Origin of the sequence: Methylocystis sp. MJC1, assembly GCF_026427715.1 — a bacterium.
In the GTDB taxonomy this organism is placed as follows: Bacteria; Pseudomonadota; Alphaproteobacteria; order Rhizobiales; family Beijerinckiaceae; genus Methylocystis.
Window position 1 is genome coordinate 271,870 of sequence record NZ_CP107559.1, and the last position, 13,968, is coordinate 285,837.

Below are 13,968 nucleotides of genomic sequence, written 5' to 3' on the forward strand. Positions count from 1 at the left end.
CCGGCGTCCACAATATGGTTAACGATTGTCGTTAGGCGGTTGAAGGTGCGCTAAGCCTACTGTCATAATCTCTCTCCGCAGATTTGGAAGAATCGCGATTTACAGACGAAAACATTGCGTGGCTTTGACGCGATAACCTTTCAAGCGAGCCGACGCTCCTAGCATTACAGTTGCGATTTTAGGTGGGCGCGCCTTGCCTGGGCTTGATGGGCTCTTCGCCAAAGCGACCAAGCGATGACACACTCTGGTCGGATGCGCTTTCGACCCAGCCGCGTTGCGATGCGGCGGATTTCCTGCATGGACCAGCGGATAAGCGACGGGCTCGTCAGCTCTGAGGCGGACTGGACGACGTCGTCGGCTTGCGCCGCATTGTTTTTGGGGGCGACGCGACCGTATTTGCGTGAACGCGGATCGCCGCCATCATGGCGAAGGCGAGCATGACAAGCGATATGTGACGACGCCAACCATGCCAGGAGCGCGTCTCGTTGTGATCGAGGCCGAGTTCGTTCTTCGTCGTTTCGAAACTGTCTTCGATCGCCCAACGACGCCCTTCGATTTTCGCCAGTCTTTCGATCGATGTTCCGGCCGGCGCCCATGTCGTGAAGAAGGCGAGATCGCCGTCGGCGATTTTGCGCCGGATCAGAAGGCCGCGCGTCCATGCCTGCCCGGCGAGAGCCTTGTTGTATTCGCCAGCGTCGAGATCGGCGAGTTCGAGATAGGCCCAGTCGTGAAAGCGCTCGCCTTTCGTTCCCGCGCCCGCCGAAAGACGCCGCCACTCGGAGGCTGGCAAGCCCTCAGCGATCTCCTTCGCCGTTCCGGCGACGGTCCGAGGTTTGCCCCAAGAGCGAAACGGGTCATTGGACTTCACGCCGAGCACATAGCCCTTGCCGGCGCGCCGCAACGCCATTTCGATGTCGCCGACGCCATAGACAGTGTCGGCGGCGACGAAGGAGAAGGGAACTTTCGCCGCGATCGCGCGCTCGATCATGACGCGCGCCAACGCTGGCTTGGTCGCAAAGCCGCCAGACGCGCTGTCGATGATCTCCTGTGGAACATGCGCCTTGGCCATCCGCGCCGGATCGTCCGTCCAGCTTTTGGGTAGATACAATTCGCGGTCGATGAAGGCATGGCCGCGCGGCGCGACATAGCAGGCGAAGACGCCGATCTGGCAGTTCGTGATCTTGCCCGCCGAGCCGGTGTATTGCCGCGCGACGCCACAGGACGCCTTGCCCTGCTTCAGGAAGCCCGTCTCGTCGACGACGAGAACCGCGTCGTCATCGGCCAGGGTTTCGAGCGCGTAATCGCGTACGATGTCGCGCAACGCATCTGCGTCCCAACGCCCGCGGCCAAGGATCGCTTGTTGTCGCCACGGCCCTGGATCACCGGCCGCCTCGGGGCGCATCCAACCTGTCTTGCGGCGCTCCTCGCCGAGCAAGCCCTCGAGAAAATTCTCCGCCGAGTGGGCCACGCGCACCTGCGCGAAAAGCGGCCGCATCCGACGCTTCACATCCCGCAACGAAGACGCCCACAGCTCCAGAGTCGTCTCGATCGAAGCTCCCGACATCCCCAATACCCCCATGACGAATCATGGTGATCCAAGGAGTCAGAAAGCAGCCCTAAACGCAACTGTAATGCTAGGGCTCGGACCCATAAAGTGATTGGCTTGAACGTGGGGTCGTGATTCACAGCTTCCGAAAGAAAGCGCCCATGTTTCCCGATCGCTTTTGGCTGACGGACGCCCAGTTCGCGAAGATCGCGCCGCATCTTCCCAACGATACGCGGGGCAAGGCGCGGGTCGACGACAGGCGCGTCATCAGCGGTATCGTACATGTGCTGAAATCCGGCGGGCGCTGGATCGACGCGCCGCCGGAATACGGGCCGAGGAAGACGCTCTATAATCGCTATGTCCGCTGGGCGACGAAGGGTGTCTGGGTCGATCTCTTCCACGCGCTTGCGCAAGCCGGCGGGCCGCCGGCGCAGATCCTCATCGACTCTTCAGCGGTCAAGGCGCACCGCTCGGCCAGCGGCGGGAAAGGGGGGAGCGCGCCCAGGCGATCGGTCGATCCGTAAGACCGTATGTCCGCTTTTGCGACTGAGGTGGCTCGCCCTACGCTGTGCGAGCGAGGGTTGCTCGGCGATCCGAACCGATCCTCAGCGCAGGAGGGCGAGCCATGGAGCAGTCTACAGAGATTTTCGTCGGGATCGACGTTTCGAAGGCGCGTAACGCGGTTGCAGTCGCTTCCGGCGGGCGAAGCGGCGAGGTGCGTTTTGTCGGGGAAGTGGATTCGTCTGTCGAAAGCATGCGCCGCCTCATCAAGCGCATTACGGCCAAACATGCGGATGCGCATTTTTGCTATGAAGCCGGACCGACCGGTTATGGCCTGCACCGGCTCATCGTTTCGATGGGGTTCCCTTGTTCCGTGGTCGCGCCTTCTCTCATTCCGCGCAAGGCGGGCGATCGGGTCAAGACCAACCGTCGCGACGCGGTTGCGCTCGCCAGGTTGCTTCGGGCTGGTGAACTGACAGCCGTGTGGGTTCCGGACGAAAGTCATGAAGCGATGCGCGATCTCGTGCGCGCAAGAGCCGCGGCGGTCGAAACGCTGTGTGTGCATCGTCAGCAGGTGAGCGCATTTATGCTCCGGCACGGTCGGATTTTTCCGCGCAAGACCGCTTGGGGCGCTCGTCATCTTCGCTGGCTTCAAGAACAGAAATTTGATCATCCGGCCCATCAGATCGCGTTGCAGGAGATGGTCGAAGCCGTGAGAATCTCCAAGGAGCGCGTGGAGCGTCTCGAGGCGGCGATCGAAGAGTTCCTACCCGAATGGTCGCTGGCGCCTGTGGTCCAGGCGCTCCAGACCCTACGAGGGATCGATCTGATCGTAGCCGTTACCTGCGCCACGGAGCTTGGCGATCTGAGTCGCTTCGAAAATCCGCGTCAGCTCATGGGCTATCTCGGTCTGACGCCGAGTGAGCGCTCGACGGGCGACACAGTTCGGCGTGGCGGCATCACCAAGGCCGGCAATGGTCGCGTGCGGCATCTGCTGATCGAAAGCGCCTGGACCTACCGCCATCCACCACGGATCGGAAAATTGAAGCTCTACAAACTCGAAGCCGCGCCGCCGCGCGTAAGAGAGATAGCGTGGAAAGCGCAGACCCGCCTAACAGCACGATATCGCGCGCTCAGTGCACGCGGCAAAAAAACGACCGTCGTCTGCGCCGCAATTGCGCGGGAGCTTGTTGGTTTCATGTGGTGCGTTGCAAAGGAGGCGCAAACCGCCTGAGACGCAACACAGGCAATTGATTATCCGCTCGCGCATGGGCGGGGACTGGATCTCGGCGAGGGGAATACCCGTCACACGCTTTGTGGCCGGCAACAGCCGACGCCCGTTGTAAGATAGGGACAGCCCCAGACCCATTTTCGGGAATGCGGTAACCAACCCGCGCATAAGAGCTTGATCACCGACGTCTTTCAGATCCAGTCCCTACCCCTGCGCGACAACCGTCCTTCCACGCCGCTTCCCGTGGCGTGAAGTCGCTCGTCAAATTTGTTGACAGCGGACATAAGAGCGCTGTTGCGGTCCCACCTTCCAACCGATGCTGAAAGCAGCGAGTCTGATCTCCTGATTTGGAGATAAGGCTTGTGTCCAGACTTGACCCTACGCTTGAGCCTAATGGCGGAGCGGTGCGCCGGATCGAAGTGATCACGGGCGGCGGCGAACGTCGTCGACGATGGTCGGTTGCGGAGAAGGCGCAAGCCGTCGAAGAGTCGCTTGCGCCTGGCGCGGTGGTTTCAGTTGTCGCGCGACGGCATGGGCTGGCGCCGCAGCAATTGTTTTCGTGGCGACGAAAGGCGCGACGGCAAGCGGAACTCGATGCTGTTTCATTTGCGCCGGTTGTTGTCGAGCGACGAGAGGAAGCGCCCGTCGCTCTGGGGTCGGAGAGCAGACCGGTTGCTCGCCCGCACGTGATTGAGCTCGCAATTGACGGTGCAAGCGTCTGGATCTGGCGTGACGCGCCCATGGGCATGGTCACGGCGATTATCGACGCCTTGAAGGCGAGTTCATGATCGGGCCGACAGGCGCGATCCGCGTCATGGTGGCGACGAAGCCCGTCGACTTCCGAAAGGGCGCCGAGGGCTTGGCTGCGCTGGTCCGAGAGACGATGCAGGCAGATCCTTTTGACGGCGCTGTTTATGTGTTCCGCGCGAAAAGGGCTGATCGCATCAAACTGGTGTTCTGGGACGGCACGGGCGTCTGTCTCTTTGCCAAGCGGCTGGAAGATGGCGAGTTCCGCTGGCCGAAGATCGAAGACGGGGTGATGCGGTTGTCCGCGGCGCAGTTTTCGGCGCTGCTGGAGGGGCTCGACTTTCGCCGCGTGCGCGCGGCGAAAGAGACGGCGGCGCCGACCTTGCCGGGATAAGCCGCGACACAGTGAATCAGGGCATCGAAGAACGTCGAAAGGCGGCGGAAAATATGGTCTTCTGCGACTATGGCGCAGGCGATCGAGACGCTTCCCGACGATCCAAACGAACTGAAGGCGATGCTGCTTGCCGAGCGGGCGCGCAACGAGCGTCTCGTTCAGATCATCAAGGAGATGCAGCGCCATCGCTTTGGACGGCGCGCCGAGACCCTTCCCGAAGACCAGATGCTGCTCGCGCTCGAAGAGGTCGAGCAGACGGAAGCGGGCGCCGCGGCGGAGGGGGAAGCCAAGTCCGCCGCCGAACGTGAAAAGGCGGCCAGAAAGCGCCGCACGAACCGTGGCGCGCTACCTGCCCATCTCCCGCGCATCGAAACCATCATCGACATCGAGGATAAAGCCTGTCCTTGCTGCAAGGGCGCGCTCCACCAGATCGGCGAAGATGTCTCTGAGCGGCTCGACGTCGTGCCAGCGCAGTTCCGCGTGCTGGTGACGCGTCGACCCAAATACGCTTGTCGCGCCTGCGAGGGCGCGGTCGTGCAGGCGCCGGCCCCGGCGCGGCTGATCGAAGGCGGCTTGCCGACGGAGGTGACAGTCGCACATGTGCTCGTTTCCAAATACGCCGATCATCTTCCGCTTTATCGCCAAGCACAGATCTACGCCCGGCAGGGGATCGCCCTCGACCGTTCGACGCTCGCCGACTGGGTTGGTCGCGCCGCCTGGCATTTGCGGCCCGTGCACGAGCGGCTTCTGGAACACATCAGATCGTCGACGAAAATCTTCGCTGACGAGACAAGGGCGCCGGTGCTCGACCCCGGGCGCGGGCGTACCAAGACTGGCCAACTTTGGGCTTATGCGCGTGACGACCGGCCATGGGGCGGCGCCGATCCGCCAATCGCAGTCTATGTCTATGCGCAAAACCGAAAGTCCGAGCAGCCGCTCACGCATCTTGCTGGCTTCACGGGCGTCGTGCAGGTCGACGGTTACGCCGGCTATCGCGCGCTGACGCAGAAGAACAGCGTGTCGCTCGCCTTCTGCTGGTCTCACGTCCGCCGGCGCTTCTACGAACTCGCCGCAGCAGGTCCCGCGCCGATCGCCAGCGAGGCTCTGGCGCGCATCGGCGAACTCTACGCCATCGAGAGCGACATCCGCGGCCAAAGCGCCGGCAAACGTCGGGACGCGCGGCAGGAGAAATCCCGCCCCATCCTCGACGCGCTCGAGCCATGGCTGCGTGAAAAACTCGCGCTGATCAGCCAGAAGACCAAGCTCGCCGAGGCGATCCGCTACGCGCTCTCGCGCTGGGACGGCCTGACACGCTTCATCGACGACGGGCGCATCGAGATCGACTCCAATGTCGTCGAACGTGCAATCCGTCCCATCGCCCTCAATCGGAAAAACGCTCTCTTCGCGGGTTCGGACGGAGGCGGCGAAAACTGGGCGATCGTCGCCTCGCTCATCGAGACCTGCAAGCTCAATGGCGTCGATCCGCTGGCCTACATCGCTGACGCTCTTTCTAAGATCGTCAACGGCCATCTCGCAAGTAAGCTCGACGAACTGATGCCTTGGGCCTATGCACAATCCGCCGTGGCCTTCAAAGAGGTGGCCTGAAAACAGCGGTTACGTCGATCCCGCGGCGGGCGCACGACCAAAATCCATGCGCTGACGGACGCTCAATGCCGGCCTGTCGCCTTCATGCTCACGGGCGGCAATGTCGCCAATTGCACGGCCGGCGCAGAGCTTCTGTCGAAGATGCCCGCCTGTAGCATCCTGCATGGCGACAAGGGCTACGACAGCGACGCTGTCCGCCGGCAGGTCGAGCCGGCGGGGCTATGCCCAACATCCCGCTCGACAGCGCGTCAGAGCCAATGCATATTCTCGGCAATGCTGACGACAACCTCGTCCAGAAGCCATTTGTCGCCGCGTTGTGGCGCGCGACGGCGTATCCTCGCAGCGAAGTTCTGGCCAAATTTCTTAGCTCATTGGCGGGTTCGTAGGTTAACGTCGACGCCGCGCATGGCGAGCATTTCCTGGACCATGCGCAGGCTCAAGGGGGAACGGAAATAGTCTCGGGCGGGAAACGATCGCGACGATATAGGCCAGGCGGATGTCGGCATAACTATGCCTTTACCACAAAATCCCACAGCCATCCGTTGACCTGACGGTGCCATCCGCGTTCGGCCATCATTTCCATGAGATCTCGGTAGCTGAGTTTGTATCGCACACCCGCGCATGCAGAGAATGACGATCTCCCGGTCGAATTGACGGGCTTTGAAAAGATCATCGACGCTCAGCATCGCGGTCACTCTTTTACCCGCAAGTATGCCTCGCTCATGCGGTTCGCACCTGAGCCATCCAAATCACTTAGACGTTCGTAGAGCGCGCGCGCCAAATGTTGCGCGTCGTGCTCGTAGGTCTCCGCCAGTTCCAGCAGGCTCCTTTCCGCCTCCAGCGATTGCGCGGTCCCGGCATGGTCTTCCGACAACATCCAATACATCTCCATCGCCTGCCACACGTTGCCTTCACTCCGATAACGGTGCGCCATGGCCAAGAGATGGTCGAGGCTCTGGTGGATCACGTCCGACCGACATTCTTGCCAATGGACGCTGCGCGATGCCGATTGTTCAAATTGCATAGCATACTCCTTTTGTCAGGACTTTGGTCGAGCCGCCAAGTCTTACGGTCCTACAATGCAACCGCCTTTGGTTGCGGCGGCTGTCCCAGAGCGCTGGTTTGCGCCGTCAACGCATCAACGACAAAACTGGTATCATACGCGCCTCAAGTTATCCGCCGGCCGAAGAAACGTATATGTTAAACGCCATATCGCTGCACGGCGACGCCGGATCCCGGTTTAGATTTTCTTCGCTTCCTTGACCGCGTCCTTTATCGCATCTTTCGTGGTTCCGACCGCGTCCCGAACGATGCCTACGACCTGATCGGCTCTCCCTTGGATCTCAAGATCCTTGTCGCCGAGAATCTTTCCCGCGACCTCTTCAATCTGGCCCTTCACCTTCTGCGCTGCACCTTTGATGTTCTCTTTGTCCATGATCGTTCTCCTTTTAGAATAAATCGTTCTACTTTTAGCACTTGCTATCTGGAGAGTCGCGTCACCATTTGGTTGGACGCGACGCGCAACACCGCCAGCGACTTTCCGGTTACGACGTTTGATAGCAGCGACGGTACTTCGCGGGTCAACGAGAATCAGTTCGGTTTCGTGCGTCCCCCGTCGATGCCGCGTGGCTTAATCACGTTCCCGTACCGCTAGATCGGGCTTCGCCCTTGAATCACACGCAGCACAATCACCACGACCGCGATAACCAGGAGAATGTGAATGAATCCGCCGATTGTGTAAGAAGACACCACGCCCAGCAACCAGAGAACAATCAGAATGATTGCGACAGTCTCAAACATTTGCGCTTCTCCATAGCAGGTCGTCAATTGACAGCAACGATATAAACTAATGGCAGGAAATCTCCCGACGTCATAACTCCTTCTCGCTGCACAATGCCAAGCAGAAAGTGTGTTGTTGTGCAGATAGCCAACTCGCGGCGCCGAGAGGAAATTGATTGATGCACGCCGGTCAGATTTTCTTGATATCCTCGACTGCGTCGTTAATCGCGTCCTTCGCCGTCCCAATGGCGATACCTCTGAGTAGACCGAGCTTTCCCTTGAGCTCAAGCCACTTGTCGTTGAGAACCTTTCCCATCATTTCTTCGATTTCGCCCTTCAACCGCGCCCTCGATGTTTTCTTTGTCCATGACACAATCCTTCCATTCTTATATTGAAGACTTAGGCATCGCTTGAACAGTTTCAACGTGGGATGGCAATGCATGTGTGATAACTGCGACGATGCGTCGCGCCTCCGCTTTCGCAGGATTGAACAGCTCGTGCTTTTCTATATGCCGTAGCGCCGACGAGCCCTCATTCGCGATGAGGGCGAAAACCGCTCCATGCGATACGGCTTGCCCCTATGGGCTCATCACGGCTGCATCTCTCGAAGCCAAAACGACGGCGTTGTTCGAAGCCGCGCCGAACGCGGGAAACATCCGGCGCTACAGGGAGTTCTTCGACGCCGCGCAAAGCTGGAGCAGAATCGAGCGCATCATCGCCAGAACCGAAGTCGGCGAGGGCGGCGTCGACCTGCTCTGCGTCGCCACCAATCTCGACAACGGCAACGCGCGCAGGATTTATGAAGACCTCTACTGCCGACGCGGCCAAGCGGAGGAAGCCTATCAAGGCGTGGAAGCGAGAACTTGCGTCGTTGCCGTCTTCGTAGCCGGCGTCGATCATCAGAAGGCGAAAGCGAAGAATGGTCGGTCAACGGATGCGTGACGAAAGCCGCATTGCGGATCGTGCAGACAGCCAGCTCGGCAACGCGCAGCCGTCGTTCGACTTCGCGCAACAGCAGAACGCCGCTATCAGAGGACAAAAGTCGAATTTGGCGACGACCACTATGCCGGAGACGGGTGACAAACCAAAGAGTGGAAGCGTAGGATCGTTCATGGCGGGCGTGGCGGAATGCGAAATGGCGCGATAACCGAACTCTACGCCAAATCAAAAGCCTGTACCATGCCCGCCAACTGACCGTGAATTTTCCGGGCTAAGTCGCCTCCGGGACTGAGGTCCTGAACTTGGAGATACTTTCATGTCAATCTCGACGCTTCTCGTTATCCTCCTCCTCATCTTTTTGCTAGGCGGCTTCAGTGGACGCTTTGGCGGCTACGGTTACGGTTACGGACACGGCGGCGTCGGCGTGATTGGCCTCATTCTGATTATCCTTGTCGTTCTTATGCTGCTAGGGCGGATCTGATCAGACGAAGGGGACGTTAGTCGTCGTCGATTGCACCCGGAAAGCCACCTGGTCGAGCGTATCGGGTGGTTGCGAGCAGCAGTGCTCGGAGCCGACGACGGCATCGGTTCGACCGCAAGCTTGCTCGTCGGAGTCGCGGCGGCTGCCGTGACCCGGAACGACGTCGTGCTTGCGGGGGTCGCCGGACTGGTGGCTGGCGCCATATCGATGGCCGCTGGCGAGTATGTTTCCGTTAGCTCGCAATCCAACACAGACACAGAACAGGCGGATCTTTTACGCGAGCGCAAGGAACTGCGCGAGAATGGCGAATTTCAGCTTGCGGAGCTTGCCGACGTCTACGTCAAGCGTGACGTTGCCGTCGGAAATGCTCTAGATGGCGTAACGGGCCGCCGGAGGCTGAGGCTTCGCGGAGGAGTGGTCATCCCCCAGAATGGTGGTGTGAGACGGAGTCCGGCTTTCGTCGGCTCCAAGCATCATTGGAGGATGACCATGGACCATTATGCGGGGATCGACGTGTCTTTGGAAGCATCGAGCGTTTGCGTCGTCGATGGCGCCGGGCGAATCGTGCGGGAGGCGAAGATCTCCAGCGAGCCGGCGGCGCTCATCGGCTGGTTGGCGTCGCTCGGGCTGGATTTGGCGCGCATCGGCCTCGAGGCAGGGCCATTGTCGCAATGGCTTTACGCGGCGATGCACGAGGCGGGCCTGGCGGTGGAGTTGCTGGAGACGCGGCATGTGCGCACGGCTCTGCAGACGATGCCAGTCAAGACCGACCGCAATGACGCGCGCGGCATCGCGCAATTAATGCGGCTTGGTTGGTTTCGTCCGGTCCACTGCAAATCCTCGGCAGCGCAGGAGACGCGAGCGCTGCTGACGGCGCGCAAACTGGTTCAATCGAAACTCTATGACATTGAGATGAGCCTGCGCGGGATCTTGCGCGGCTTCGGGCTAAAGGTCGGGCCGACGACGCCGAAGCGTTTCGCACGGCGCATCCAGGAGCTCGTCGGCGGGTATAGGACGCTCGAGATCGTCGCAAAGGCGCTGCTTTCAGCGCATGCGGTCTTGCTGCGCGAGTTCGACATGTTCGAGAAGCTTGTGCGGGCGATGGCGCGCAAGGACAAGCGCGCGAGACTGATGATGTCGGCGCCGGGGGTCGGCGCGATCGTGGCGCTGACTTACGTTTCGGCGATCGATGATCCGTTGCGATTTTCCTCGTCGAAGCGGGTCGGGCCGCATTTCGGCCTGACGCCGAGGAAATATCAGTCTGGCGAAACGGACGTTAGCGGGCGGATTACCAAGATCGGCGACGCTGGCGTGCGCACGGCGCTTTACGAAGCCGCCAACGTCATACTAACGCGGCCGGTGAAGGGCTCCGGCCTCAAAAGCTGGGCGATGAAGCTCGCCCGGCGCGCCGGCATGAAGAAGGCGAAGGTGGCGCTGGCGCGCAAGCTCGCCGTGGTCTTGCATCGGATGTGGATCGACGGGACGCCGTTCGACGCCCGCAAGGCGACCTCGACTGTCGTGGCGGCGTAGGAGAGGAAAAGCAGGGTTTCGGGCGGGGCCAAACACCAGCCTTTCCCGAAGCGTTCGTCCCTCGCCGGGACGATGGATGGGTCAGACCGCAACACGCTCCGTGGGCTCAAGACCACGCGCAACTAGATTGGCCGGCCTCATCCTCATCTTATCCCATCAAGTGGCGGCCATCATTCTTGGCGCCGACCACGGACAGAAGAGTGAACCGGCGAAGGAAGAGCGTTGGGGATTGACAACGAAGCGCCCGTTACAGAAGAGGGTGTTATGCACTCTGTATTATGAAGTCGGCTGCGCGTTTGAGCATGAGGCAGGCGAAAGCGACGACGTGGAGGCCAGCGAGTGTGTCGACGTAGCGTTCGTAGTCTTTGACCAGCCGCCTGCATCGGGTCGCCCAAGCGAAAGGCCGATCGACAACCCAGCGTTTGGGCAACAGCACGAAGCCTTTTTTCGCTTCGGAGAGTTTGACCACGCAGAGTTCGGCGCCCTGCGCTTTGGCCGCCTCGGCGGCTTTCTCGCCGTTATAACCTTGATCGACATAAATAAGCTCGACGCTCTCGCCGGTGGCGTGCTGCACAGCGGCGGCGAGCTTGCCGACCTCGGCGCGGTCGTCGACATTCGCCGGCGTAACGTGCAGCGCCAGCAAGTGCCCCAGCGCGTCGACCGCGATGTAGCTTGGAGCCGCGCTTGCGCTTGGCGCCGTCATAGCCGGCCCGTGGACCGCTTTCCGGCGTAGAGCGCAGCGTGCGGCTGTCGATGATCGCCGCGGTTGGCTCCTCGGCGCGACCGGAGGCGACGCGCAACAAGGCGCGCAGGTCCTGCGCAAGCTCTTCGAACACGCCCGCCGCTAGCCAGCGCTGCGATTGCTGATACACTGCGGACCAGGGCGGCAGATCGTTGGGCATGGCGCGCCATGCTATGCCGTAACGCAGAACGTAGCGCAGGCCGTTAAAAAGCTCACGAAGCAAATGCTAACGTTGCGGAGCTCCCTCGTCCATCAGCGTCAGATACGGCGCAACCAGCGACCATTCTTCGTCGCTGACATCAGACGGATACGGTTTGCGAATCGGAGACATCTGAATCCATTAAGACAATCAACCACCAAAGTACATAACACCCTCTAGTCGATTGACCGGTCGGTCAATCCCATATTGAGCGTCCAAAAGTGCTTGCACGTGTCTCAATTGAAGTGACCCAGCAGGCATTTCAGTCTAATCTACGCCATTGAAATATCTTTTGAAAAGATGACCTGATATTTGAAAGAGCTACCGACCCGCGCCGCTCACAATGGGGCGACAATTGCGGGTCGGATGTCGCTTTATTAGCAGCCCCAGACCCAACCAGCACCGGGGTCCCACTGCCAGCAAGAACTGCCGCCATACCCACCGCCGTAGCCGGGGTAGCCGTAGCCCGTGGCCCCTGCGATTCCCGCGCCCAGAACTCCAGCTGCGGCACCCGCAACGCCAGCCGCGGCACCAACCGCCGCGCCCGGGAGGCCGTAGCCGCGGCGATAATAACCACCGTAACGTGGATAATAGCCCCGGCGATAGCCCCTATAGTAAGCTTTTTCGAGCGACGCATTTAGGCCGACGCTCGTTGGACTCGCGGCGCTCATGGGGCCGCCAAAAACTTCGGCCGGTAGAGCCGCGAGCGCGGTCGCTCCGAACAACGCGGCAGCGACAATTTTCACACTCTTACGCATTTTCAACCTCCGTTTTTCGGGCGCGCGCTGGGTCGATCCCCTCCCACCTGCGCAAGCCGAGCGCTGCTTCGGTGTCCGAAACCAGATAACTAAGCCCAAACCTGAAGCTGTCGAGGCCCAAGCCGACACAAGTCCCTTTAGTTTTCCGGGATCCGTCGCAAATTTTTTCCTGGTCGAGGCTTAGCATACAATCGCCAAAAGCAATTTGGCGAGGCTTTCCTCTCAGCTTGCGCATAGTCGAGAAAATGCTCGCAATGCGTGGCATTGACGTAACTCACGAAACGATACGGCGATGGGCCGAGAAATTGGGCTGCGATATTGCCGGTGAGATTCGTCTCTGTGCACCGCAGCGGGGCGGCAATTGGCATCTGGATGAAGTCGTCGTCTCCATCGCCGGAAAAAAGCATTGGCTTTGGCGTGCCGTCGACGCAGAAGGCTTTGTTCTCGATGTTCTCGTCCAAAGCAAGCGCGACCGGACAGCCGCACGACGCCTTATGCGCGAGCTGTTGAAGAAGACGCGGAGAGCGCCGCGCGTGATGGTCACGGACAAGCTGCCCTCCTATGGAGCCGCCCGCAAGGACATGGGCTTGAAGATCGAGCATCGTAAGCGCTGTTGCGGTCCCACCTTCCAACCGATGCTGAAAGCAGCGAGTCTGATCTCCTGATTTGGAGATAAGGCTTGTGTCCAGACTTGACCCTACGCTTGAGCCTAATGGCGGAGCGGTGCGCCGGATCGAAGTGATCACGGGCGGCGGCGAACGTCGTCGACGATGGTCGGTTGCGGAGAAGGCGCAAGCCGTCGAAGAGTCGCTTGCGCCTGGCGCGGTGGTTTCAGTTGTCGCGCGACGGCATGGGCTGGCGCCGCAGCAATTGTTTTCGTGGCGACGAAAGGCGCGACGGCAAGCGGAACTCGATGCTGTTTCATTTGCGCCGGTTGTTGTCGAGCGACGAGAGGAAGCGCCCGTCGCTCTGGGGTCGGAGAGCAGACCGGTTGCTCGCCCGCACGTGATTGAGCTCGCAATTGACGGTGCAAGCGTCTGGATCTGGCGTGACGCGCCCATGGGCATGGTCACGGCGATTATCGACGCCTTGAAGGCGAGTTCATGATCGGGCCGACAGGCGCGATCCGCGTCATGGTGGCGACGAAGCCCGTCGACTTCCGAAAGGGCGCCGAGGGCTTGGCTGCGCTGGTCCGAGAGACGATGCAGGCAGATCCTTTTGACGGCGCTGTTTATGTGTTCCGCGCGAAAAGGGCTGATCGCATCAAACTGGTGTTCTGGGACGGCACGGGCGTCTGTCTCTTTGCCAAGCGGCTGGAAGATGGCGAGTTCCGCTGGCCGAAGATCGAAGACGGGGTGATGCGGTTGTCCGCGGCGCAGTTTTCGGCGCTGCTGGAGGGGCTCGACTTTCGCCGCGTGCGCGCGGCGAAAGAGACGGCGGCGCCGACCTTGCCGGGATAAGCCGCGACACAGTGAATCAGGGCATCGAAGAACGTCGAAAGGCGGCGGAAAATATG

At 60.6% G+C, this 13,968-nt stretch carries 14 protein-coding genes and 8 pseudogenes; 13 read left to right on the forward strand and 9 right to left on the reverse strand.

The genetic code is table 11. The annotated features are described in order from the left end of the window. Nucleotides 1-325: 325 nt before the first annotated feature. Nucleotides 326-1,564 (reverse strand): IS701 family transposase, encoded by a 1,239-nt coding sequence (locus OGR47_RS20025; RefSeq protein ID WP_216697944.1) that lies wholly within the window; start codon nt 1,562-1,564, stop codon nt 326-328. 143 nt (nt 1,565-1,707) lie between these two features. Here OGR47_RS20025 and OGR47_RS20030 point away from each other — a divergent pair. The 6 genes and pseudogenes from OGR47_RS20030 to OGR47_RS20055 all read left to right on the forward strand — a co-directional run. Next, nucleotides 1,708-2,066, forward strand: a pseudogene (locus OGR47_RS20030) (IS5 family transposase); the annotation flags it as partial. Nucleotides 2,067-2,171: 105 nt separating this feature from the next. Further along, nucleotides 2,172-3,281, forward strand: coding sequence for an IS110 family transposase (locus OGR47_RS20035; protein ID WP_216697945.1), 1,110 nt, complete (start codon nt 2,172-2,174; stop codon nt 3,279-3,281). A gap of 359 nt (nt 3,282-3,640) precedes the next feature. Then, on the forward strand, nt 3,641-4,066 hold the full coding sequence (gene tnpA, locus OGR47_RS20040) for an IS66-like element accessory protein TnpA (RefSeq protein WP_371824408.1): 426 nt from the start codon (nt 3,641-3,643) through the stop codon (nt 4,064-4,066). After that, nucleotides 4,063-4,419 carry an IS66 family insertion sequence element accessory protein TnpB gene (gene tnpB / locus OGR47_RS20045; protein ID WP_165056354.1) on the forward strand — a complete coding sequence of 119 codons (357 nt, stop codon included), beginning with the start codon at nt 4,063-4,065 and terminating at the stop codon, nt 4,417-4,419. The genes tnpA (OGR47_RS20040) and tnpB (OGR47_RS20045) overlap by 4 nt, the downstream gene beginning before the upstream one ends. A 69-nt stretch (nt 4,420-4,488) precedes the next feature. Further along, nucleotides 4,489-6,024 carry an IS66 family transposase gene (gene tnpC, locus OGR47_RS20050; RefSeq protein WP_216697946.1) on the forward strand — a complete coding sequence of 512 codons (1,536 nt, stop codon included), beginning with the start codon at nt 4,489-4,491 and terminating at the stop codon, nt 6,022-6,024. A 3-nt stretch (nt 6,025-6,027) separates the two neighbouring features. Next, nucleotides 6,028-6,285, forward strand: a pseudogene (locus OGR47_RS20055) (transposase); the annotation flags it as partial. Here the strand turns inward: OGR47_RS20055 and OGR47_RS20060 are convergent. The 5 genes and pseudogenes from OGR47_RS20060 to OGR47_RS20080 all read right to left on the reverse strand — a co-directional run. Then, a pseudogene (locus OGR47_RS20060) lies at nt 6,276-6,511 on the reverse strand (IS6 family transposase); the annotation flags it as partial. The pseudogenes OGR47_RS20055 and OGR47_RS20060 sit on opposite strands and share 10 nt — an antisense overlap. Before the next feature lie 204 nt (nt 6,512-6,715). Further along, nucleotides 6,716-7,048: a hypothetical protein gene (locus OGR47_RS20065; RefSeq protein ID WP_165056323.1), complete on the reverse strand. Its 333-nt coding sequence runs from the start codon at nt 7,046-7,048 to the stop codon at nt 6,716-6,718. A 216-nt stretch (nt 7,049-7,264) separates the two neighbouring features. Next, nucleotides 7,265-7,459 carry a CsbD family protein gene (locus OGR47_RS20070; protein ID WP_165056321.1) on the reverse strand — a complete coding sequence of 65 codons (195 nt, stop codon included), beginning with the start codon at nt 7,457-7,459 and terminating at the stop codon, nt 7,265-7,267. 215 nt (nt 7,460-7,674) lie between these two features. Further along, the gene (locus OGR47_RS20075) at nt 7,675-7,824 is read right to left on the reverse strand and encodes a lmo0937 family membrane protein (protein ID WP_165056320.1); all 150 of its coding nucleotides are present in this window, start codon (nt 7,822-7,824) and stop codon (nt 7,675-7,677) included. A gap of 169 nt (nt 7,825-7,993) precedes the next feature. Beyond that, entirely contained in the window at nt 7,994-8,143 is a 150-nt protein-coding gene (locus OGR47_RS20080; RefSeq protein ID WP_165056314.1) for a CsbD family protein, read from the reverse strand. Nucleotides 8,144-8,343: 200 nt separating this feature from the next. Here OGR47_RS20080 and OGR47_RS20085 point away from each other — a divergent pair. Then, nucleotides 8,344-8,631, forward strand: a pseudogene (locus tag OGR47_RS20085) (transposase); the annotation flags it as partial. A 36-nt stretch (nt 8,632-8,667) separates the two neighbouring features. Here OGR47_RS20085 and OGR47_RS21980 read toward each other — a convergent pair. After that, nucleotides 8,668-8,916: pseudogene (locus tag OGR47_RS21980) on the reverse strand (transposase); the annotation flags it as partial. A 142-nt stretch (nt 8,917-9,058) separates the two neighbouring features. On the opposite strand from OGR47_RS21980, the gene OGR47_RS20095 reads away from it, so the two are divergent. The 3 genes and pseudogenes from OGR47_RS20095 to OGR47_RS20105 all read left to right on the forward strand — a co-directional run bounded on the left by OGR47_RS20095 (nt 9,059) and on the right by OGR47_RS20105 (nt 10,753). Next, nucleotides 9,059-9,223, forward strand: coding sequence for a DUF3309 family protein (locus tag OGR47_RS20095; RefSeq protein WP_165056316.1), 165 nt, complete (start codon nt 9,059-9,061; stop codon nt 9,221-9,223). Between the two features lie 81 nt (nt 9,224-9,304). After that, nucleotides 9,305-9,568 (forward strand): annotated as a pseudogene (locus OGR47_RS20100) (VIT1/CCC1 transporter family protein); the annotation flags it as partial. Between the two features lie 144 nt (nt 9,569-9,712). Then, nucleotides 9,713-10,753 (forward strand): IS110 family transposase, encoded by a 1,041-nt coding sequence (locus OGR47_RS20105; RefSeq protein WP_165056376.1) that lies wholly within the window; start codon nt 9,713-9,715, stop codon nt 10,751-10,753. A 262-nt stretch (nt 10,754-11,015) separates the two neighbouring features. Here OGR47_RS20105 and OGR47_RS20110 read toward each other — a convergent pair. Both OGR47_RS20110 and OGR47_RS20115 read right to left on the reverse strand, forming a co-directional pair. Then, nucleotides 11,016-11,826 (reverse strand): annotated as a pseudogene (locus OGR47_RS20110) (IS5 family transposase). Between the two features lie 245 nt (nt 11,827-12,071). Continuing rightward, nucleotides 12,072-12,452 carry a hypothetical protein gene (locus tag OGR47_RS20115; RefSeq protein WP_216697949.1) on the reverse strand — a complete coding sequence of 127 codons (381 nt, stop codon included), beginning with the start codon at nt 12,450-12,452 and terminating at the stop codon, nt 12,072-12,074. 161 nt (nt 12,453-12,613) lie between these two features. Between OGR47_RS20115 and OGR47_RS20120 the strand changes: the two are divergent. The 3 genes and pseudogenes from OGR47_RS20120 to tnpB (OGR47_RS20130) form a co-directional block, all read left to right on the forward strand. Continuing rightward, nucleotides 12,614-13,060: pseudogene (locus OGR47_RS20120) on the forward strand (IS6 family transposase); the annotation flags it as partial. A 73-nt stretch (nt 13,061-13,133) separates the two neighbouring features. Continuing rightward, nucleotides 13,134-13,559: an IS66-like element accessory protein TnpA gene (tnpA, locus tag OGR47_RS20125; RefSeq protein WP_371824408.1), complete on the forward strand. Its 426-nt coding sequence runs from the start codon at nt 13,134-13,136 to the stop codon at nt 13,557-13,559. Continuing rightward, on the forward strand, nt 13,556-13,912 hold the full coding sequence (tnpB, locus tag OGR47_RS20130) for an IS66 family insertion sequence element accessory protein TnpB (protein WP_165056354.1): 357 nt from the start codon (nt 13,556-13,558) through the stop codon (nt 13,910-13,912). The genes tnpA (OGR47_RS20125) and tnpB (OGR47_RS20130) overlap by 4 nt, the downstream gene beginning before the upstream one ends. Nucleotides 13,913-13,968: the final 56 nt, after the last annotated feature.